Source organism: Bradyrhizobium sp. AZCC 1678, assembly GCF_036924765.1.
GTDB classification, from domain to species: Bacteria; Pseudomonadota; Alphaproteobacteria; order Rhizobiales; family Xanthobacteraceae; genus Bradyrhizobium; species Bradyrhizobium algeriense.
On the sequence record NZ_JAZHSE010000001.1, the window covers coordinates 4,508,835 to 4,528,261 of the forward strand.

Genomic DNA, 19,427 nt, shown 5'->3' on the forward strand with positions numbered 1-19,427 from the left:
ATTAAATTATCGTCTTGAACGGCGCGACCGCGATCCCTGCATCCTTCAACGCCTGACGCACCGCGCGCGCGATGTCGACCGCGCCGGCCGTATCGCCGTGAATGCACACGGTGTCGGTGCGCATCTTGATCACCTTGCCGGTGACTGACACCACCGCGCCGTCCTGCACCATCCGCACCACGCGGTCGGCGATCGCTTTCGCATCGTGCAATACCGCGCCGGGCTTCTTGCGGGACACCAGCGAGCCATTGTCTTCATAGGCGCGGTCGGCAAAGACCTCGTGCACCATCGGCAGGTTGGCGGCTTCGCCCGCCTGCACCAGCTTGGAATTGGCGAGCACCACGAAAATCAGATTGGGATCGACCGCCTTGATGCCGTTAGCGATGGCCTTCGCGGTCATGTCGTCCTCACAGGCGACGTTGGAGAGCGCGCCATGCGCTTTCACGTGGGTCACCTTGTGGCCGGCTGCGGTCGCAATCGCCTGCAACGCGCCGATCTGGTAGGCGATGAGGTTCTCGATCTCCGACGACTTCAAGCCGGGGATCGGCCGCCGGCCGAAGCCGTGCAGGTCGCGATATCCGGGGTGCGCGCCGACACTGACGCCGCGCGCTTTCGCCAGTTCAACCGTGCGACGCATGATGTCGGCGTCGCCGGCATGAAAGCCGCAGGCGACGTTCACCGACGTCGCCAGCTCGATCATCGCGGCGTCGTTGCCCATTTCCCACGCGCCAAATCCTTCGCCGAGATCGCAATTGAGGTCGATGGTTGTCATGGTGTTGATCCGCTTCTCGTGAGTGGATTGGGTGATCAGTCCGGGCCGGATATGTTGGCCAGAGAGACGGCGTGCCAGGTTCCGGCATCGACGGCGCTGACGGCGTGGCCCGCGACATTGGCATCGTGCAGCGCATCGATGTTGAGATCAACGCTTTCGATGGCCCGCAGCCGCTCGGGCAGGGTGCGCAACAACTCGGCAAATTTTCGCGCTTCCGCCTGCGCTTCCGCCATGCTGACGGCCCGGAAGCGAAAGGCGCGTCCGGCCGGGATCTGCGCAAACCGTCCGAAGTCGGCCGAAATCACCGCCGCGATCTTGGGATAGCCGCCGCTGGTGCCGCGATCGCGCATCAGTACGATCGGCTGGCCGTTGCCGGGCACCTGCAGGCTGCCGTTGACGGTGCCGTCGGAAACGATGTTGTGGCCGTGGAGATGTCTGAGTACGGGGCCTTCGAGCCGGTAGCCCATGCGGTCGCTGGTCGCGGATATCTTCCATTCGCTGTCGAGAAGCAGGTTTTTGGTCTCGTCGGCGAATTCGTCATCCTGTGGACCCCACACCACGCGGATCGGCGCGTCGGTTGCCGCGGGCAGCTCGATCCGCCGCTCCGGCGCGCCGCTGGCCACCTTTGTCTGCAGTTCGTCGCCGGCTTGCAGGGGGCGCGGATAGGGGCTGCCGAGGCCCGCGCGCGCGTTGACGGCGAGGCTGCCGAACATCGGCTCGCCGGCAATGCCGCCTTCGACCGCGAGATAGCTGAACGAGCCGCCGCGGGCAAAACCGAGCGTCAGCGTCTCGCCATCGGCGAGGGTTGCGGACGTATCCGACGCCACGGCACGGCCGGCGATATCGGCATTGCGCGGGGCTCCCGCCAGCGCGACGCGCACCGCGCCGCCGCGTGCGGTAAACCTTGCTCCGAACGGGCCGACCTCGACAGCCGCCGTGAACGGTTCATTGCCGGCCAGCGTATTCGCTGCCACCAGCGCCAGACGGTCCATCGCGCCACTCGGCACCAGGCCGTAACGCTGGGCGCCGGGACGTCCGCCGTCCTGTACCGAGCTTGCCGGGCCGATCGATGCAATGACGAGCTTGCTCATGAGGCGATCTGCTCGGCAATGAATTCGCCGGCTTCGGCGGCGCGATCCTGCTCCGCAAAAGTCTTGGCATCGACCGCCGTAAAGGTGACGTTGTCGCCGGGCTCCAGCAGGAAGATCGGATCGCGATGCAGTTGATAGGTGCGGACGGCCGTTTGTCCCAGCAGGTGCCAGCCGCTCGGGCCGGCGAGGCACTGCACGCCGGTCTGTACGCCACCGATCGAGATGGTGCCGGCTGGCGTCAGCAAACGCGGGTTCTGCCGCCGCGGCATGTGCAGGGAGTCCGTGAGCCCGCTGAGATAGGACCAGCCGGGCGTAAAGCCGATCATGGCTACCCGGTAGTCGCCGGCGACATGCCGCGCCACGATCTCGTCGGGCGTGGTGTTGAGGGTCTTTGCGACGTCCTCGAGGTCGATGCCGTGCTCGCCGCCATAGACCACCGGAATGCGCCAGCGCCGGGTCTTTGTCGTTGCCGGTACCGGCCGCTGCGCGAGCGTGAGGATCTTTTCGCCAAGCTTGTCGAAATCGATCAACACGGGATCGTAATGCACCAGCAGCGAGCGATAGGTCGGCACGGTCTCGGTGACACCCGTGATCGGCTCAGCGGTCATTGCACGGTCGAGCGCCAGCACCCGCCGGTTGGCGGCATCGTCGATGTTGCGGCTGAATTCCACCGTGATGGCGCTGTCGCCACTCGGCAAAAGGCGGGGCGGGGGAAGCGTCGCGGCCATGGCCTCTAAACTGTCTCGCAGCTTCTGTGCTGCGCCTCCACCTCTAGCGTGTTTTGGACGCGAGTGGAATTCGCTTCGCGCGAAATCAGCCAGTAAGTTCAATAAATTAATCTGCATGCCGACGATAAGATGTTGTGATCGCGCTTCTTTCGCCGAGCCCTTGACGTGACATCCGCGCTTCGCAAGATGCGCTACCTTTCACCCATCCTCCGGAGCCTGCATTCCAGATGTCCCTGTCCCCCGAAGCCCTCGCAACCCTGTCCGGCGTATCCACTGCCACCATCACCACCGTGCTGCTCAAGAAGGGCCTGCGAAACGTCTGGATGCGCGGCACCAAGCCGCTGCGGCCCGGGCAGCCGCGGCTGGTCGGACCGGCCTTTACGCTGCGCTTCGTGCCCGCGCGCGAAGATCTGGCAACGCCGGAATCCTGGTCGTCGCCGATTTCGACCCGCACTGCGATTGAAGCGATGCCGAAAGGTTGCATCACCGTGGTCGACGCCATGGGCGTTACCGACGCCGGCATCTTCGGCGACATTCTCTGTGCGCGCATGGTCAAACGCGGCGTTGCCGCGCTGATCACCGATGGCGTGGTGCGCGACGTCGAAGGCGTGCTCGGTACCAATTTGCCCGTGTGGTGCGACGGCTTTGCGGCGCCGCCTTCGGTGGCCGGGTTGACCTTCGTCGGCTGGGGTGAGCCGATCGGCTGTGGCGGGGTCGCGGTATTCCCCAACGACATCGTCGTCGCCGACCAGGACGGCGCGGTCCTGATCCCGCAGGCGCTGCTCGACCATGTGCTGGCCGAAGGGCCGGAGCAGGAACGGATGGAAGCCTGGATCGTCAACGAGGTGAACAACGGCGCGGCATTGCCCGGCCTCTATCCGATGAACGCCGAGACCAAGGCGCGCTACGCGGCCAGCAAGAAATAACTATGTGTAGGGTGGGCTAAGCGAAGCGAGCCCACCGTCTATCGCAGTATCCAGCCCCGGGTTGGTGGGCACGGCGCGAAGAGCGCCTTTGCCCACCCTACAAGGTCAAACACAAGTCCAGAAAAAGGAGACAACTCCATGGATATCCATCTCGCGGGCTCCCGGCCGACGCGCCGGGCGCCGCCGGAATATTTCACCGGCACGGTGCTGCAGGATCCGATCATCCAGACCGAGGCGCCGGCACGGCTGGCCTCGACGCGCGTCTCCTTTGAGCCGGGCGCGCGCACGGCCTGGCACACGCATCCGCTGGGCCAGACGCTCTATGTCACCTCAGGGGTCGGACGGGTGCAGGCCAAAGGCGGACCGATCAGGGAAATTCGCCCCGGTGATGTCGTCTGGATTCCGCCCGGTGAGAAGCACTGGCATGGCGCTTCGCCGACCAACGCCATGACTCACATTGCCATGCAGGAAGCGGCCGACGGCAGCTACGTCACCTGGATGGAGCACGTGAGCGACGCGGAGTATTCCGAGAAGCTCGGCTAAACTGCTGTCGCTTCACACGCGTTGCGCGGTCCAGGTGCCGGAGCACAGGGCTGCGCGCCATGTGCCCGATCCCGACGTGGCCGTGAGAACGCCGGAACCGACCGCGCGCTTCATGCCGCTCGCCAGGGTCACATGGATGGCGCCCGCTTCGGCCACGCGGCCGGACGCCGTTACAGTCGCGCTGTTCGAGGCGACCTGGCCGTTGTTGATTCCGATCGAGACCGACGCGCCGCTGTTGCAGGCGGCGTTCGACGAGGTGATCTGCACATTCCAGGCGCCGTCGAACGTCGCGGCCGCGGATGGTGTCGCAAAGCCCAGTGCAGCAATCAGCGAAGCGGCTACCAGAGATTTCCGAGACGTTACCATGACGTGCCCCTTTGGTTTGGACACGATCATGGTCTCACAGCGGTTCCATGACGACTGTGACTGTCATCACGGGCTAATTCTCAGTGAAAAGCGGGCGCAGTGAAAAGCCCCGCGTTGCGGCGGGGCTTCCAGTTGAATGCGCAGGTTGGATGCCGGTCAGTTGACGCGGGTCCAGGTCTGGCCGCCACAGAACATGCCGCCGAAGGCGCAGCCCTGAACGCGGAGATTGTCGGTGCCTTTCAGCGCGATCGTCGAATCGTAGGTGCTGCCTGAATTCGGATCGAAAATCCGGCCGCTCCACTTGTCCTTGCCGGGCTTCATGTTGATCAGGACCTGCTCGCCGTTCTGGTTCGACTTCTTGTCGACGGAATAGCCGCAGAGATTGGGGCCGCACTGTTCGATCCGCACTTTGCCTTCCTTCTCCTCCGTCAGCCATATGCCGAGCGGTGAGTTCGCAGACGACGGCGCGGATGCTGCCGGGACGGCGGCCTGTTGTTGTTGCGGCGGCGCTGGCGCGGCAACGGGAGCTGGCGCCGGCGGCGCGGCCGGAGCGGCATTCTGTTGCACTGGAGGCGCGGGCGCTGCTGGCCCAGGCGCAGCCCTATCCGCCGGCGCTACGGCTGCCGTCGACGGCTCGCCCCTCGAAGTGGTGGCAGGAGCGGGCGGAGCAGGGGCGGCAAGCGCAGCCGCCGGAGCGGCGGCCTGTTCAGCCGGTGCAGGTGCGGCCGGGGTTGCCGCCTCCGGTGCGGCCTGCGGGGCGGACTTCGCCTGCTGCGGCGCCTTCTTGCCCGGACGATCAAGGTCGCCTTCCTCGCCACGCGAGCGCTTGGCCTTCTTGCCGGTATTATCGTAGACGCCGGGAATCTGAACCGTGCCGCGATCGGGATCGATGGTGATGGTGCGGCCGCCATACTCAAACGAGTACTGGGCCTGCGCGGTGGTGAGGCTGCTCGCCAGCAAGAGCACGGCGATAGCGAGACACTTCTTCATTGTTGCGACCTCCTGAGCAGGGAACCCCATTCCCCAAAAGCTATTACGCAGCAATAGCTTCACCCAACGTGATCCAGATCACTTTCAAAGCATAAGTCGTGTACTAGCGGCTTTGGTTCAAATTCGACTTCGGTAGTCTAACTTGGGGCAGTCTAAATAGCGCCCAAGGGACGGTCAATTTCCTGCGAAAACAGGCTTATCCGACCAGGAATCAATCGAACCAGGCCGCATAAATTTTCCCGAAGCTGCCGTCCTCAGTGGCGATGTGCAGCCACTGATCGACAAAGGCCTTCAGGGCTATGTCGCGCTGCAGCCAATAAGCCTTCTCGGCGAAGTCGAACGGCTTTTCCGGATGCACCGCGCAGAGCACGCCCGGGTGCTGTTTCTGCTGGTAGCGGGTCTCGGAAGAGTCCGTCATCATCAGGTCGGCATTGCCCTTGGCGATTTCGTCGAAAATCGTGACGTTGTCGTTCCACATCTTGATCTCGGCGTTCTTGATGTTCGCCTTGGCGAAGCGTTCATTGGTGCCGCCTGGATTGACGATGACGCGCGTGCCGGCCTTGTCGATATCGGCAATGGTCTCATACTTGTCCTTGTCGGCGCAGCGGGCGATCGGCGTCTTGCCTTCGCGCATGATCGGCGTCGAGAACATTCCCTTCTTCTGCCGGTCGAGCGTGATCGAGACGCCGCCCATCGCGATATCGAAATTGTCGGCTTCGAAATCCTTCATCAGCTGTGGCCAAGCCGTCTGAACGAACTCGACCTTGACGCCGAGCGCCTTGCCAAGCGCTTCCGCCATGTCGACGTCGAAGCCGGTAAATTTCGAGGTCGTCTTGTCGAGATAGGTGAAGGGACGATAGTCGCCGGTCATGCCGACCCGCAGCGTGCCGCGCTTGATGATGTCGTCGAGGCGGGAATTCGCCGGCTGAGCGTTGGCGACAACGGTCCACAGGACAGCCATTGCAAGACTAACGAACACTCGAAACATCAGGTCTTCTCCGCCGACAAATTCGATGACACTCTGGAGCGATGGCGCCGATTTAAACCAGATATCGCGGTGGTGCCACCCGGAGAAATTGAAATCGTGACCATCTCGCTCTACGAAGCTTCCGTCGGCGTGTTCGTGCCGTATCTCGGCAATCTGTCGGTTCTTCTCGACCACGCCTCGGCCCATGCGAGAGCCCGAAACATCGATCCGGCCGTGCTTCTGAACATGCGGCTCTCACCCACCATGTACAGCCTGAAGCAGCAGGTGGCAGAAGCCAACCGGCATGCGGTCGTTGCCGGCGCGCTGCTGGCCGGCCGTGCCCCACATACATTTTCTGACAGCGAGCCCGACATCGCCGAGCTCAAGTCGCGGATTTCAGCGGCGATCGATTTCGTGAAGGGCTTGCCGCGTGCCGAGATCGACGCCGCAGTCGACAAGGAAGTCGCTTTCACGTTCAAGAACGGCACCCAGCGAAAATTCACCGGAAAATCGTTGCTGCTGACGTTCAGCGTTCCGCAATTCTTCTTTCATGTCACGACGGCCTACGACATCCTGCGCCATGCGGGTGTCGATCTTGCCAAGAAGGATTTTCTGGGACCGCCGGGATAGCCGTCAGACAGCGCCGGAAGGCTATGCCTCGCTGCTGTCCTTGCTGACCAGATTGGCGGCGCCGCCGCGTTCGGTCATCTCGCTCTTCAATTGCTCGAAGCGCCGGCGTGCGTCGCTTTCGCGATCGTCCACCATCTGGATCGCGGCTTCTCTTGACATCGGGCCGGAGACGATCGGAGCGGAATTCTCACCGATGGTCTCGTCGACATAGTAGTCGCCATTCTCAAGGCGGACCGTCCACTTGAAACGGATCGAGGCCATCGGCCCCGGACCGTGCCTGGAGTAACCGTGAGCCTCGATCGGCGAAGGGGTCACGGGGATCGGTGGAGGGGCCACCGGCCCATGCTCCGCGACCACGGGTTTATCGGGCTCGCGGTGGCTCTCCGGTCGGTCGAGAATGCTGGCGATGGCCGCCAGCGCGTTGTCGGTCGGGTCGCTCTGAGTCACGATTCAGCCTCCGGATCGGGGCGTCGTGAGCAGAATCAATGTCCCCGTTGCCGCCCCGTGTCTTCCCTCGTTACCGAATAAGGCGGCGCCTTGTCCATCCGCGGCGCTTTTGGGGCGGAGTTTAAGCACACCGGCGGTATTCTGTTCTTCCAGGGCCGCTCCTGTTCGAGCTGCCCGGCCAGCCGGAGCAGGGTCGCCTCATCGCCGAACCCGGCCGAGAACATCATGCCGAGCGGCAATCCGGCCTTGTTCCACGCCAGCGGCACCGACATCGCCGGCTGCCCGGACATATTGAACATGGCGGTCCCGGGCATATAGCGGCGCAGGATCGGGGGAATATGCGACAGATACTCCGACATGGCGTTGAGTTCGCCGATGCGCAGCGGCGGCGAGCACAATGTCGGGCTCAGGAAGACGTCGCAGCTCTCGAAGAAAGCCGCCAGCGAGCGCGAAATCTGGAAGGCTGCGAGCTGGGCGGCGACGTAATCGGTCGCGGTGGTCTTTTGCGCGTTGTGAGCGAACGCCAGCGTCAATATCTCGAAATCGTTTTCCGTTGCGGCGCGCCCGAGCCTCTGCTCGATTAGCCGTACCGTCAACGCGGTGTTGCCGCCGACGATGGTGGTCATGGCGGCGGCCGGATCAGCGGCAAGCACTGGCGCCTGTTCCTCGACGTGATGGCCGAGTCCCGCCAGAAGGCCCGCAATCACGCGCACGGCCGCCGCGATTTCCGGATCGATAGCGTCGCCATACGGCGATTTGTCGGTGAAGGCGATGCGGAGCTTACCCGGATCGCGGCCGACTTCCTGCGAAAACGGCCGTTCCGGCGGCGGCGCCATGTAGGGGCTCGAAGGCTCGGGACCGTGGATTGCGTCCATCATGACAGCGCTGTCGCGCACGCTGATGCTCACGACGTGGCCGCAGGAGAAGCCACCCCAGCCTTCGCCGCGATATGGGCCGAGCGGATTACGCGCCCGGGTCGGCTTCAAGCCGAACACGCCGGACGCGGAGGCGGGGATCCGGATCGAGCCGCCGCCATCGCTGGCATGCGCGACAGGGAGGATGCGGGCGGCAACGGCCGCTGCCGCGCCACCCGACGAACCGCCGGAAGAATGCTCGAGATTCCAGGGATTGCGGGTCGGCCCGTGCAGGCGTGACTCCGTCGTCGGCATCAGGCCGAATTCGGGACTGGAGCTCTTGCCGAAGATCGAGACGCCAGTATCGAGAAAGCGCTGCGCCAGCGTGCCGCTGTGGTCGGCCACAAAATCCTTCAGGATCGTGGCGCCGGAGGTCGTGCGCGTGCCCTCCAGGAGGTCGAGGTCCTTCAGCAGGAACGGTACGCCGGTAAAGGGGCCGTCGGGCAGCCCGCGCTCGATCTGGCGTTCGGCATAGTCGTAATGCTTGACCACGACCGCGTTGATCTGCGGATCGACCTTCGCGGTACGGGCGATGGCCTCGTCGAGCAATTCCCTGGCCGCGACTTCTTTCTTCCGAACCAGTTCGGCAAGGCCGACCGCGTCGTAATTGCCGTATTCCTTGAAGGCCATGCTGATACCTCGCTTGCCGGCCGGTCGGTGGACCGGCCGCGCCCGGGGTCATTGACTTGCGGGCGATTTAGCCGAGCACATCCTGATTGATCACGTTCTGGCGCACGGGTTCGCCATCCAGCACGCTCAGAATGTTGCGGGCGGTCTGCTCGCTCATCCGGTCGACGGCTTCCACCGTGACGCCTGCGACATGCGGCGCCATGATGACATTCGGCAGGGCGAGCAATGCCTGACCGGCCGGCGGGGGCTCCTGCGCGAAGACGTCGAGGCCGGCGCCGGCAAGCTTGCCGGAGACCAACGCAGCGTGCAGGGCGGCCTCGTCGACGATTCCGCCGCGCGCCGTGTTGATCAGATAGGCCGATGGCTTCAGCCGCTTCAACCGGTCAGCATTGAACATGCCGACCGTCTCCGGATTCTTCGGGCAATGGATGCTGACGAAGTCGGCACGCGGCAGCGCGGCGTTGAGGTCGGCGATCGGATCGCAACCGGCGGCCTTGATGTCGGCGGCAGGCTTGTAGGGGTCGAAAACCAGGACGTTCATTTCCATCGCGAGGCACCGCTTGGCGGTGCGCGTGCCGATGCGGCCGAAGCCTATGATCAGAACCGTCTTGCCGAACAGGTCATAGGGCAGCATTCCCAACCGGTCGGCCCATTTGTCGTCCCTGACAAGCGAATGCATTTCTGTCGCGCGCTTGGCGAGTGTCAGCATCATGAACAGGGCATGCTCGGCAACGGACGGCGAATTGGCGGTGCCCGCCACCATCAGCGGGACCTTGCGGCGGCTGAGCGCGGGGACGTCGACGGCGTCGAACCCGACGCCGATCCGGGTCACCACCAGCATGTCTTGCGAGGCTTCGAGTTCGGGCTCGCCGAAGCGGGTGCCGCCGAGGGCGACGCCGTGGACCGGGGCATGCTCCTTCAGCTTGGCTTCGAAATCCTTCTGCGAAATCATGTTAGGGAATTCGACAAGTTCGATGTCGTCCCGCGCGTGAAGTAGCGCTCTTCCCGGTTGCGACATCGATTCTGTGATGAAGATTTTCTTCTTGTTGGTAGCCATTCCCTGCCCTTAGGTCTCGTTGCTGCGCCGTCAAAGGACGACGCCGGTCACCTCGTTTAGCAGGTGCATGTTGTTGAGGTCCACAGCCAATCGGAGCGGGGCGCCGTCGTGCGCGTCGGCGTTGGGATTGACCCGCCCGCAGACCTGCGAGCCTTCCATCGTAAAGTAAATCAGCGTTTCCATTCCCATCGGCTCGGTGACATCGAGCACCGTGTCGAATGTCTCTACGCCCGGCTGGGGATGCGGCTTTGCCTCGGTGACATGCTCTGGCCGCAGCCCGAGCAGCAATTTTTCGGTGCGCGGAATGCTCTGGTAACGGACGGCGCGCGCCAGCGGTAGCGGGAAGGCGATGCGATCGGTCAGCCGGACGTGCAACTTGCCGGCGAGATCCTCCAGCCGGCACGGGATGAAATTCATCGCCGGCGAGCCGATAAAGCTGGCGACGAATTTCGTCGCCGGCTTGTGATAAAGCTCGTTCGGCGTGCCGATCTGCTCGATCCGGCCATGGTTCATCACCACGACGCGGTCGGCGAGCGTCATCGCCTCCACCTGGTCGTGGGTCACGTAGACCGTCGTGGTGCGGACCTTCTGGTGCACCTTCTTGATCTCGATCCGCATCTGCACGCGCAGCTTGGCGTCGAGGTTGGACAGCGGCTCGTCGAACAGAAACACTTTTGGGTTACGCACGATGGCGCGGCCCATGGCGACGCGCTGCCGCTGGCCGCCGGACAATTGCTTCGGCTTGCGGTCGACCAGCTCGACGATGTCGAGCATGCGCGCGGCCTCGTCGACGCGGCTCTTGATCTCGGCCTTCGGATAGCGCTTCAGCCGCAATCCGAACGACATGTTCTCCGCAACCGTCATGTGCGGGTAGAGCGCGTAATTCTGGAACACCATCGCGATATCGCGATCCTTTGGCGGCACGTCGTTGACGACGTCGCCGCCGATCATGATGTCGCCGTCGGAAATATCTTCCAGGCCGGCGATCATCCGCAGCGTGGTCGACTTGCCGCAGCCCGACGGCCCCACCAGCACGACGAACTCATGGTCGGCAATGTCGAGATCGATGCCGCGCACTGCCTCGACCTCGTCATAACGCTTCACCACCTTGCGCAACGTCACGTCAGCCATGAGATCAACCCTTTGTCGCACCGGCGGTCAGGCCGGCAATGTAATAGTCCATCAGGAAGGCGTAGATGATGAGCGGAGGCGCTGCGCCGAGCAGGGCGCCGGTCATGATCTGTCCCCAGTTGAACACGTCGCCCTTGATCAAGGAGGTGATGATGCCAACCGGCAGCACCAGCTGATCGGTTGAGGTCGTGAACACCAGCGGATAGAGGAATTGCGCCCAGGAGACCGTAAAGGCGAAGATAGTCGCGGCGATAATCCCCGGCATCGCCACCGGAATGAATATCCGGGTCAGGGTTTGAAACCATGATGCGCCGTCGATGATGGCGGCCTCGTCGAGTTCCTTCGGGATCGATGCAAAATAACCGATCATGATCCAGGTGCAGAACGGCACGGTCAGCGTCGGATACACGATCAGCAGCACATACCAGCGGTTGATCAGTTGAATTCCGGTGAAATCGCTAAACACCGCGAACATCTTGAACAGCGGCAGAAACAGCAACGTGTCGGGAATGAGGTAGGTCAGAAACACACCGGTTGCCAGCGTCGCCGAACCCCAGAACCGCATCCGCGCCAGGGCAAAGGCGGCCGGCACGCTGATCAGCATGGTGATCGTCACCACGAAGATCGAGACGAATGCGGAATTGCGGAAGAACGTCAGGAACTGGTTTGAGGTCAGCAATCCGATGTAGTTTTCCAGCGTCGGATGAAAAACCCACCACGGATTGGTCGCCGCCGAAATCTCGGCGCTGGTCTTGAGCGACGTGATCAGCATGTAGAGCGGCGGCACCAGCGAGAAGATCGCGAACAGGGTGAGGAAAAAATAAGACCATCGCAGCGCCCAGGTCCGGTCGCGGCTCATGCTGCCATACTTGACCGTGCGCCTCGGCGCAGCCTTGTCGACGATTACCGTGCTCATCAGGCTTCATTCCCGCGCTTGTTGACATCCCGCAGGATGAATACCGCTGCGATGGCCAGGATCGGCACCATGAACAGCGAGACACTGGCGCCGAGCGGAATGTCGCTGCCTTCGATACCGATCCGGAACGCCCAGGTCGCGAAAATATGGGTGTGATCCAGCGGACCGCCGGCGGTCAGAATTCGGACGATATCGAAATTGGCGAAGGTGACGATCAGCGAGAACAGCGTCGTGATCGCGATGATGTTGCGCATCATCGGCAACGTGACGTACCAGATCCGCTGCCACCAGTTGGCGCCGTCGATGGCGGCGGCCTCATAGAGCTGATCGGGCACCGATTTCAGCGACGCCAGATACATGATCATGAAGAAGGGCGCGCCGACCCAGATATTGACGAGGATGACCGAGAAGCGTGCCCAGCCTGGCTCGCCTGTCCATGAAATTGGCCCGACGCCGAAAAATGACAGGGTATAATTGAAAGCGCTGTAGGAGGGGTCGAACAGCCACAGCCACGCCAAGGTGCTCATCGCCGGCGGGATCACCCATGGCACCAGCAGCATGCCGCGCCATTTGCGCTGTCCTTTGGCGGGAAGATTGTGGACGAAGTGTGCGACAATGAAGCCGATCAGCGCCTTGAAGACGACCGCAGTGATGGCGAAAATGCACGACTGCTTCACCACGAGCCAAAACGTTTCGCGCTTGAACAGGAACTCGAAATTGCCGAGGCCGACGAAACGCTGCATCGACTTGTTCAGCGTCGCCAGATGCAGCGAATAGAACGCTGGATAGATCACCAGGATGGCGATCAGCAGGATCAGCGGCAGCGTCATGAGGAAGGCCGCGGTCGATTTTCGCTTGAGCGCCTTGTGCAGGCTGGAGCGTTTTCGCGGCGTTTGCGTTGCGCCTGCCTTGTTCGGCTGCAATGCGACATCAGCCATGATGCATCTTCCTCGCGCGATTCACTTCGATGAAACCGATTCTGGAGATGGTCGAAAGCCGGCATGATACCGGCCCTCGCTTGCGCTGGCACGAAAACGGATCCGCCGCAGCGGGGCCCGCAACGCTGCGGGGCCGTCGCGGCGATGTCCCCCCGTCCTAGCTCCGCATGTAGCCCTCACACTCACCTTCCGCCCAGGCCAGCGTCTTTTCCATCGTCTCGCCCTGATAGAATCTCAGGCACATCTTGGTCAGGATCGCCTGAGTATAGATCTGTTGGGCGATCTTCGGGGGCGCCGGCGAGGCGGCGATCGACAGCGTCTGGTGCTTGAACGGATTTGGATAGTGGTACAGCGTGCCCTTCGGTGGGCCTTCTTCCGCCCAGGTCTTCAGGGTCGTGAGCTTCTCGAACGCCGGCAGGTCATAGCCACCGCTGGCTGCAACGAGTTTCTCGACGGCAGCCGGTTGCGACAGATGGACCAGCAGGCTCTTGGCGGTTGGCTTATTCTTGGAGAAATTCCAGACGCTCCAGAAGTACGGAAGGAACGGCGCAAACCTTCCTTTGGGTCCTACCGGGAAGCCGTGGGTCCAGCATTGCTCGGCGACCTGCGGCGCGTCGCGCTTGGCGACCGCCCAGGCGCTGGGCGGATTCATGATGAGTGAGGCCTCGCCGGAAACCAGCGCCTTGTTGTTATGGGAGTCGTCCCAGGACGCCACGCCCGCGGGCAATAAGGGGATGAGCTTCTTATAGAACTCGAGAGCCTGCCTCACCCCATCGCTCTTGACGGTGATGTTGCCTTTGCCATCGACGAGCTGGCCACCGAACGCCTGAAAAAACGCGCCGGCGGTATCGACCGAGTCGGTTGTCTCACCCAGTCCGATCCCGAAGGGATTGCCGCCTTTCTTGCACGCCTCTGCCGCCTTCAGGAATGTGTCCGTCGTCCAGTTGTCGGCTTTGGGCGGGCTGCCGGCCGGATACATTTCCTGCACATCAATGCCGGCATGCTTCTTCATCAGATCGATGCGGGAGCAGGGCCCCTTGATCTGGCTGCCGATCGTGGCGGGCACGCCAAGCCATTTATCGCCGGCCTTGCCAAGATACTGGACCGTGCCGTTGACCTCGCCGTTCTGCTTGATCAATGGCTCCATAACGTCGTTCATGGGCTCGAGCAGATCGGCTTGCGCGTGCGGCCACCATGTCGGCATTGCGAGGATGTCATGGCCGGATTTGGCCTGGCCTTCTGCCGCGATTTTCAGTTGGATCCCGTTGCCCTGACTCGAGATGTAGTCGATCGAAACGTCGACGTTCTCTTTTTCGGCCCACTCCTTGACCAGAGCGGTGCTGGTCTTGTTGGCGTCGGGCACCCAGTGGTCCCAGAAGCCGATCGAAAGCTTGCCTGCAGCGTAGGCGCCACGCACATAGGGCGCGGTGATGAGTGCAGCGGATGATAGCGCGGTCGCAGCAACGAACTGTCGGCGAGAAAGCTTCTTGCGTAGCATGACGTCTCCCCTTTGCTGAGCCAGAATTTGCTTCTTGTTTTTTATCTCCGGCTGATAGTGGACCGCTCGTTGGCGACGTGGCAGCGGAGATTTAGTAATCGGATCAGACCAGAATTGTTCGCGTCTGTCGAGAATACACAGCTTCTGCAGTCATTGAACTAACGTTGCGTGGAAATTGAACTAACGTTGCGTGGAAATTCCGGGCGGCGGGAGCGACGATGTCGTATCGTCGGGATCGTCAATAGTTGACGCGGCAATATTGCGGCGCACACTTTGCCGCCGGTCCTGGTGCAGGTGTACGATTGCGCCGCGGTCCAAACGATGGCGCGTGCAACTGCTTCCTCCCGAAGATGTTTCCTGCCATGGAACTGTGCAGCGCAACGCTAGACGGGTTTGGGGCGGAAACGATAGTTTAGGCGGCGAAGGATTCTGGCGCGCCTTGCGAATGGCGCGCGCGGCACGTTTCTCGATCGACTATGGAGACCAGACAATGACCCGTCCTCAGCAGATTGCGCCGATACCGTCGCGATTGCTTTTTGCGCTTGGTGTCATCCTCATGCTGGCCCTTGGCGCATCTGCGACAGCGAACGCGCAGGGGTTGGTGCAGGGCGTGCAGCAAGGCGCGCGCGAGGGCAACAAGGCTGCCGGTCCGGTCGGCGGCGTGTTGGGCGGCGCGATCGGCGGTGTCGTCGGTGTGGTCAGCGGCGTTACCGGCGTCCTGACCGGGGGCACTAACAAAGGCGGACAGGCGCCGGCGGCAAAGGATGCCAAGCAGGGCGAGACTTCCAAGCAGGGTGAGGCTTCCAAACAAGGCGAGCCCTCTAAGCAGGGTGACACGTCGAAGCCGGCGAAGGGGACCAAGGCTGCGAAGGCCGCCAAGCAGCAGCAGCAGCAGCAAGCCGCCGTCCTCACCCAGGCCGGTGCGCCGCAACTGACGGCCGAACAGATCGTCGCCAACAGCGACGCCAATATCGAGCGGATCAAGAAGGAGCTGAACCTCACGCCCGAACAGGAGAAGCATTGGACCGGGTTCAACAGTGCGATGCACTATCTCGGTCACAACGGCGCCGATCGCCTCAATCTGCGTGTGGCGCGCGCCAAGCGCGATCCCCCCGATGACATTATCGAGCAGATGCGCAATGAGGCCCAGTTTCTCAACGACCGAGCCGTCGATCAGCGCAACGTGGCGGATGCGGCCGAACCTTTATTTGCCAGCCTGAACGACAAGCAAAAGGCGGTCTTCATTCAGGAAATGGTCAATCTGAGCCACGAGCGCGGGCTCGACTAGACTAGCGCGCTCTGCCGGACGAATAGCCGGGTACGCATGCCCTGGGGTAGGTTAAAAGGCGCGGCACCCGGCTACTCTGCCGCAGCGGCGCGGCTTCTCCAATCTCATTCCAATGATGATGAAACACTGACGGACTCGCGCCTTAGTAATGGCTGACTTGCGGCGTTGTCGGGAACCTCACTCTTTGACGGGAAGTGTGGCATATCAACATCAGATGGGCCGCGGCACTCAACCCGGCCGGGACGGACCCGGCCGAATTGACTTAGACACGCGATGAGAACGGGGTCTCAGTTTTTCGGAAAGTTCAATTCGACGCCGACGCCATCAGGATCGTAGAGGAAGAACTGCGTATCGCCGGTGCGCGGCACGATGCTCTCGCGGAATTTGACGCCCTTCGATTGCAGACGCTTGCGCATGCCCTCGACATCGGTCGCCGCAAAGGCGATGTGGTCAAGCCGGCCGGTATCTTCGTACTTTTTCTCGGTGCCGCGCACCACGATGCCCTCGCGCGGCTTGCGCGTGCCCATCAGATGCACCGTGGCTGCCCCGCCGGAATAGAGCCAGTAGCCGGGAAAATCGAGCGGCGGACGGTCGCCGTTTTCCAGGCCCAGCACGTCGCAGTAGAAATCCTTGGTTCGCTCAAGGTCAGATGGTTCGATGGTGTAGTGCTGCAAGCCGCCAAGTCCCATGGTCGTTCTCCCATGGCGTTTTCAAGCGAAGTGGATACCGGTTCGCATAGCAATCAAGCTTGCGCAGATTGCGTATACCTATCTGCGGTAGAAAACGCGTCAAAATAAAAATCTAGAGCTTCGGTTCTGGTTCGATCAGAACCGAAGCTCTAGACAAAGCTGAGGTCGGTATCGACGCCCATCATCCAGGCGCCGACGGTTTCAAAATGCCTGAGCTGGCCTTGCAGCTGCTGGGTCACGGTATGGATGTCGCGGAAGCGGCGCTCCAGCGGATGGTTCTCGAAGATCGCGGTGGCGCCTGCGGCATTGTAGGCGAAGTCGACCGCCTCGCGCGCCTTGTGAATGGCGTTTGTGGAGGCCATGCGGATGTTCATGCGCTGCGCCACGGTGATGGTCGCGCCCGCGGTGATATCTTTCCAGGTATCGGCCATCGACTGCAGCACGTAGCCGCGCGCGGCCCGGAGATTGACCTCCGCCTGGGCGAGGTTGCTCTGGACCACGGCATTGTCCCGCAACGACTGCCTCGCACCACGCGGTACCTTGTTGCGCATCGTCTCGACGAAATTGTCGAGCGCGGTGCGGGCAATCCCGCAGGCGACGCCGGCAAACCCCAACTGGTAACAGGTGTGGTTACTCATGCGATAGAGCGGGCCGCTCTCGCGGCATTCCCGGTCGAATTCACGGGTAATCGAATGGTCGGCGCGCACGAAGAAGTCGTTGAGCGCAAACTGGTCGCTGGCGGTCCCGCGCAGGCCAACGGTATTCCAGATGTCGGTCCATTCGACGTCCTCGGAGCGTACCAGCATGGTGCGCTCGAGCGGCGCGCCGTTAGCGTCGTATTTGGGCGAGCCGTCGGCGGCATGGATCGGGCAGTGCGCTCCGAGCCAGGTCGCATGGCGGCCGCCGGATGCAAAGGACCACACGCCGGTCACCCTGTAACCGCCTTCGCATTCGACCGCGCGAACCCTGGGGCCGGGTCCCCACGCCAGCACCGCGCGCGGATCGCCGAAGATCGCCTGCGCCACCGGCAGGTCGAGATAGGCTGCCGCCATCGCGCACCCGCCGGCCTGGCTGAGGCACCAGGCGGTGGAAGCATCAGCTTTGGCGATGGTTTCGATGACGTGGAAAAAAGTGACGGGATCGGTTTCGATCCCGTTGGTCGAGCGGGGCAACAGCAGACGGAACAATTGCGCGTCGTGCAGCTTGTCGAGCAGCGCGGGCGGCAGTCGGCGCGCGGTCTCGATGTCATCGGAAGCTGTCGCGACATCAGGGCGGATGGCCTCGGCCCGGGCGATCATCGCCTGGTCGCCGCCGAGATCTGCAGAGTTTGCAATCGATGTATTCAAGACCATGCCTGCCGGGTCATCGCATATGTGTGCCAGTCATTGGTGGAAAGGCTATCGTGCCATCGCCGCGATCGGCAAGTCCATGGTGACGCGGAGCACATCTGCGAATAAGCGATTGGGATTTCGTGCCGCTCTGCACAATGGGGTCTGAAGACAATCGCATTGGCCGCAGGCCGCGCCTGTTTCGGTTTTCCCGGGCGCATGCGCCGACTTGTTTAAGGTTTTGCGCTAGCCTAGCGGTTTGGCCGGGATAGATCGGGACGGAACGGACGGAATGGAAGAGAAGCGAAAGTATTCGCGAACGGAAATCGACGAGCCTGCCTATGTTTCGTCGGGCGGTTCCGTCATGCCCTGCGTGGTGCGGAATATCTCGCGCGAGGGAGCGGCGATCGATGTCGACAACCCTGCCTTCGTCCCGCAGCACTTTCGCCTGGTGATGGCAAAGGACCCATCGATCGTGCACGAGTGCCGGGTCACCTGGATACGGAAGAATCGTATCGGCCTGACCTTCATGAAGATCGCGGATGCGGTCGCGGAACCGTCGCCATCGTAGCGGGGCGCTGAGTACGTTACTCGATCCGCAACTTTGCATCGCGCACCACCTTGCCCCACTTGTCCATCTCCAGCCTGATGCGCGCGCCGAACTGATCCGGCGTATTGGCGACCGCCTTGAAGCCGAGCGTCGTGAGGCGCTCCTTGACATCAGGCTGTGCGACGATCCCGGCGATCTCGCGATGGAGCAGATCGACGATCTCTTTCGGTGTCCCCGCCGGCGCGACGATGCCTGTAAGCGTGTCGGCGTCCTGATCCTTCACGCCCTGTTCGGCGAAGGTCGGCACGTCGGCCATCCCGGCGGCACGTTCGGTTGACGCCACGCCGAGCGCGCGTAGTTGTCCGCTCTGCACCGCCGACAGGGCAGGCGGCAGCGCGGTGAAGGCGATCGGCGTGTGCCCTCCGACCGTTGCCTGGATCGCCGGCCCGGCACCTGTGAAAGGCACATGCACCAGGTCGAGTTTGAAGGCCAGCCGGAAAAGTTCGCCGCCCAGATGCGGCGTCGAACCGATACCGGGACCGGCAAAGCCGTACTTGCCGGGGTTGTCGCGAATGAGCTGCACCAGCTCCGGGAGTGTCTTGGCGGGCACTTGGGGGTTGACCACCACGACGTTCGGCGAGACCGCGACCAGCGTTACCGGCACGAAATCCTTGACTGGATCATACGGCACCTTGGCGTAGAGGCTGGGATTCACGACGAAGCCGGTGCTGATGACCATGATGGTGTAGCCGTCCGGCGTCACGCGCGCGACCTGGCCGGCTGCAATGTTGCCGCCCGCACCGCCGACGTTCTCGACGAAGAATTGATGGCCGAGATTGTCAGTAAGCTTCTGGGCCACGATGCGGGCAATGGCATCGGTCGGTCCGCCGGCGGGAAAGCCGACCACGACGCGCACCGGTTTGCTCGGATAGCCTTGCGCCGATGACGCCGCGACGCCGGACAGCAGCCACGTCGCTGCCAACACTACGCGCAAAGCCGCGACCATGGCGCTCTCCCCAATATGTTTG

At 62.6% G+C, this 19,427-nt stretch carries 21 protein-coding genes; 5 read left to right on the forward strand and 16 right to left on the reverse strand.

Annotation, left to right across the window (positions count from 1 at the left end; genetic code table 11):
* Position 1 precedes the first annotated feature (1 nt).
* Genes V1294_RS21235 through pxpB form a run of 3 tightly spaced genes read right to left on the reverse strand, consistent with a single transcriptional unit; the run spans position 2 to position 2,591 of the window.
* Positions 2-772 carry a LamB/YcsF family protein gene (locus V1294_RS21235; RefSeq protein ID WP_108522421.1) on the reverse strand — a complete coding sequence of 257 codons (771 nt, stop codon included), beginning with the start codon at positions 770-772 and terminating at the stop codon, positions 2-4.
* Between the two features lie 35 nt (positions 773-807).
* The gene (locus tag V1294_RS21240; protein ID WP_334499865.1) at positions 808-1,863 is read right to left on the reverse strand and encodes a biotin-dependent carboxyltransferase family protein; all 1,056 of its coding nucleotides are present in this window, start codon (positions 1,861-1,863) and stop codon (positions 808-810) included.
* A complete protein-coding gene (gene pxpB, locus V1294_RS21245; RefSeq protein WP_334499867.1) occupies positions 1,860-2,591 on the reverse strand; it encodes a 5-oxoprolinase subunit PxpB in 732 nt (243 codons plus the stop codon). The genes V1294_RS21240 and pxpB overlap by 4 nt, the downstream gene beginning before the upstream one ends.
* 227 nt (positions 2,592-2,818) lie before the next feature.
* Here pxpB and V1294_RS21250 point away from each other — a divergent pair, with 227 nt between their 5' ends.
* Positions 2,819-3,517 (forward strand): ribonuclease activity regulator RraA, encoded by a 699-nt coding sequence (locus V1294_RS21250; protein WP_108522424.1) that lies wholly within the window; start codon positions 2,819-2,821, stop codon positions 3,515-3,517.
* Between the two features lie 138 nt (positions 3,518-3,655).
* Positions 3,656-4,060: a (R)-mandelonitrile lyase gene (locus tag V1294_RS21255; RefSeq protein ID WP_334499869.1), complete on the forward strand. Its 405-nt coding sequence runs from the start codon at positions 3,656-3,658 to the stop codon at positions 4,058-4,060.
* Positions 4,061-4,072: 12 nt separating this feature from the next.
* On the opposite strand, the gene V1294_RS21260 is transcribed toward V1294_RS21255, so the two are convergent.
* The 3 genes from V1294_RS21260 to V1294_RS21270 all read right to left on the reverse strand — a co-directional run bounded on the left by V1294_RS21260 (position 4,073) and on the right by V1294_RS21270 (position 6,404).
* Positions 4,073-4,426: a hypothetical protein gene (locus tag V1294_RS21260; protein ID WP_334499871.1), complete on the reverse strand. Its 354-nt coding sequence runs from the start codon at positions 4,424-4,426 to the stop codon at positions 4,073-4,075.
* Positions 4,427-4,582: 156 nt separating this feature from the next.
* The gene (locus V1294_RS21265; RefSeq protein WP_334499872.1) at positions 4,583-5,416 is read right to left on the reverse strand and encodes a DUF2147 domain-containing protein; all 834 of its coding nucleotides are present in this window, start codon (positions 5,414-5,416) and stop codon (positions 4,583-4,585) included.
* Positions 5,417-5,627: 211 nt separating this feature from the next.
* Positions 5,628-6,404, reverse strand: a complete 777-nt coding sequence (locus V1294_RS21270) for a transporter substrate-binding domain-containing protein (protein ID WP_334499873.1) — start codon at positions 6,402-6,404, stop codon at positions 5,628-5,630.
* Between the two features lie 96 nt (positions 6,405-6,500).
* Between V1294_RS21270 and V1294_RS21275 the strand changes: the two genes are divergently transcribed.
* Positions 6,501-7,013 (forward strand): DUF1993 domain-containing protein, encoded by a 513-nt coding sequence (locus V1294_RS21275; RefSeq protein ID WP_334499875.1) that lies wholly within the window; start codon positions 6,501-6,503, stop codon positions 7,011-7,013.
* Between the two features lie 21 nt (positions 7,014-7,034).
* Here V1294_RS21275 and V1294_RS21280 read toward each other — a convergent pair whose 3' ends face one another.
* From V1294_RS21280 to V1294_RS21310, 7 genes are all read right to left on the reverse strand, one after another.
* Positions 7,035-7,460, reverse strand: coding sequence for a hypothetical protein (locus V1294_RS21280; RefSeq protein WP_334499877.1), 426 nt, complete (start codon positions 7,458-7,460; stop codon positions 7,035-7,037).
* Positions 7,461-7,495: 35 nt separating this feature from the next.
* On the reverse strand, positions 7,496-9,004 hold the full coding sequence (locus V1294_RS21285; RefSeq protein WP_334499878.1) for an amidase: 1,509 nt from the start codon (positions 9,002-9,004) through the stop codon (positions 7,496-7,498).
* A 67-nt stretch (positions 9,005-9,071) separates the two neighbouring features.
* Complete coding sequence (locus V1294_RS21290) at positions 9,072-10,061, reverse strand: hydroxyacid dehydrogenase (protein ID WP_334499880.1); 990 nt, start codon at positions 10,059-10,061, stop codon at positions 9,072-9,074.
* 30 nt (positions 10,062-10,091) lie between these two features.
* Positions 10,092-11,192, reverse strand: coding sequence for an ABC transporter ATP-binding protein (locus tag V1294_RS21295; protein ID WP_334480802.1), 1,101 nt, complete (start codon positions 11,190-11,192; stop codon positions 10,092-10,094).
* A 4-nt stretch (positions 11,193-11,196) separates the two neighbouring features.
* Positions 11,197-12,108 (reverse strand): carbohydrate ABC transporter permease, encoded by a 912-nt coding sequence (locus V1294_RS21300; RefSeq protein ID WP_334480801.1) that lies wholly within the window; start codon positions 12,106-12,108, stop codon positions 11,197-11,199.
* Positions 12,108-13,046: a carbohydrate ABC transporter permease gene (locus V1294_RS21305; RefSeq protein ID WP_334480800.1), complete on the reverse strand. Its 939-nt coding sequence runs from the start codon at positions 13,044-13,046 to the stop codon at positions 12,108-12,110. Before V1294_RS21305 ends, V1294_RS21300 begins: the two co-directional genes overlap by 1 nt.
* A gap of 157 nt (positions 13,047-13,203) precedes the next feature.
* Positions 13,204-14,544 carry an ABC transporter substrate-binding protein gene (locus V1294_RS21310; protein ID WP_334499884.1) on the reverse strand — a complete coding sequence of 447 codons (1,341 nt, stop codon included), beginning with the start codon at positions 14,542-14,544 and terminating at the stop codon, positions 13,204-13,206.
* A 490-nt stretch (positions 14,545-15,034) separates the two neighbouring features.
* On the opposite strand from V1294_RS21310, the gene V1294_RS21315 reads away from it, so the two are divergent.
* Complete coding sequence (locus tag V1294_RS21315; protein ID WP_334499886.1) at positions 15,035-15,832, forward strand: Spy/CpxP family protein refolding chaperone; 798 nt, start codon at positions 15,035-15,037, stop codon at positions 15,830-15,832.
* A 287-nt stretch (positions 15,833-16,119) separates the two neighbouring features.
* On the opposite strand, the gene V1294_RS21320 is transcribed toward V1294_RS21315, so the two are convergent.
* Together V1294_RS21320 and V1294_RS21325 are read right to left on the reverse strand one after the other, a co-directional pair.
* Complete coding sequence (locus V1294_RS21320; protein ID WP_334480797.1) at positions 16,120-16,521, reverse strand: VOC family protein; 402 nt, start codon at positions 16,519-16,521, stop codon at positions 16,120-16,122.
* 149 nt (positions 16,522-16,670) lie between these two features.
* The gene (locus tag V1294_RS21325; RefSeq protein ID WP_334499887.1) at positions 16,671-17,867 is read right to left on the reverse strand and encodes an acyl-CoA dehydrogenase family protein; all 1,197 of its coding nucleotides are present in this window, start codon (positions 17,865-17,867) and stop codon (positions 16,671-16,673) included.
* 274 nt (positions 17,868-18,141) lie between these two features.
* Between V1294_RS21325 and V1294_RS21330 the strand changes: the two genes are divergently transcribed.
* On the forward strand, positions 18,142-18,420 hold the full coding sequence (locus tag V1294_RS21330; RefSeq protein WP_334480795.1) for a PilZ domain-containing protein: 279 nt from the start codon (positions 18,142-18,144) through the stop codon (positions 18,418-18,420).
* 16 nt (positions 18,421-18,436) lie between these two features.
* Here V1294_RS21330 and V1294_RS21335 read toward each other — a convergent pair whose 3' ends face one another.
* Positions 18,437-19,405, reverse strand: coding sequence for a Bug family tripartite tricarboxylate transporter substrate binding protein (locus V1294_RS21335; RefSeq protein ID WP_334499888.1), 969 nt, complete (start codon positions 19,403-19,405; stop codon positions 18,437-18,439).
* Positions 19,406-19,427: the final 22 nt, after the last annotated feature.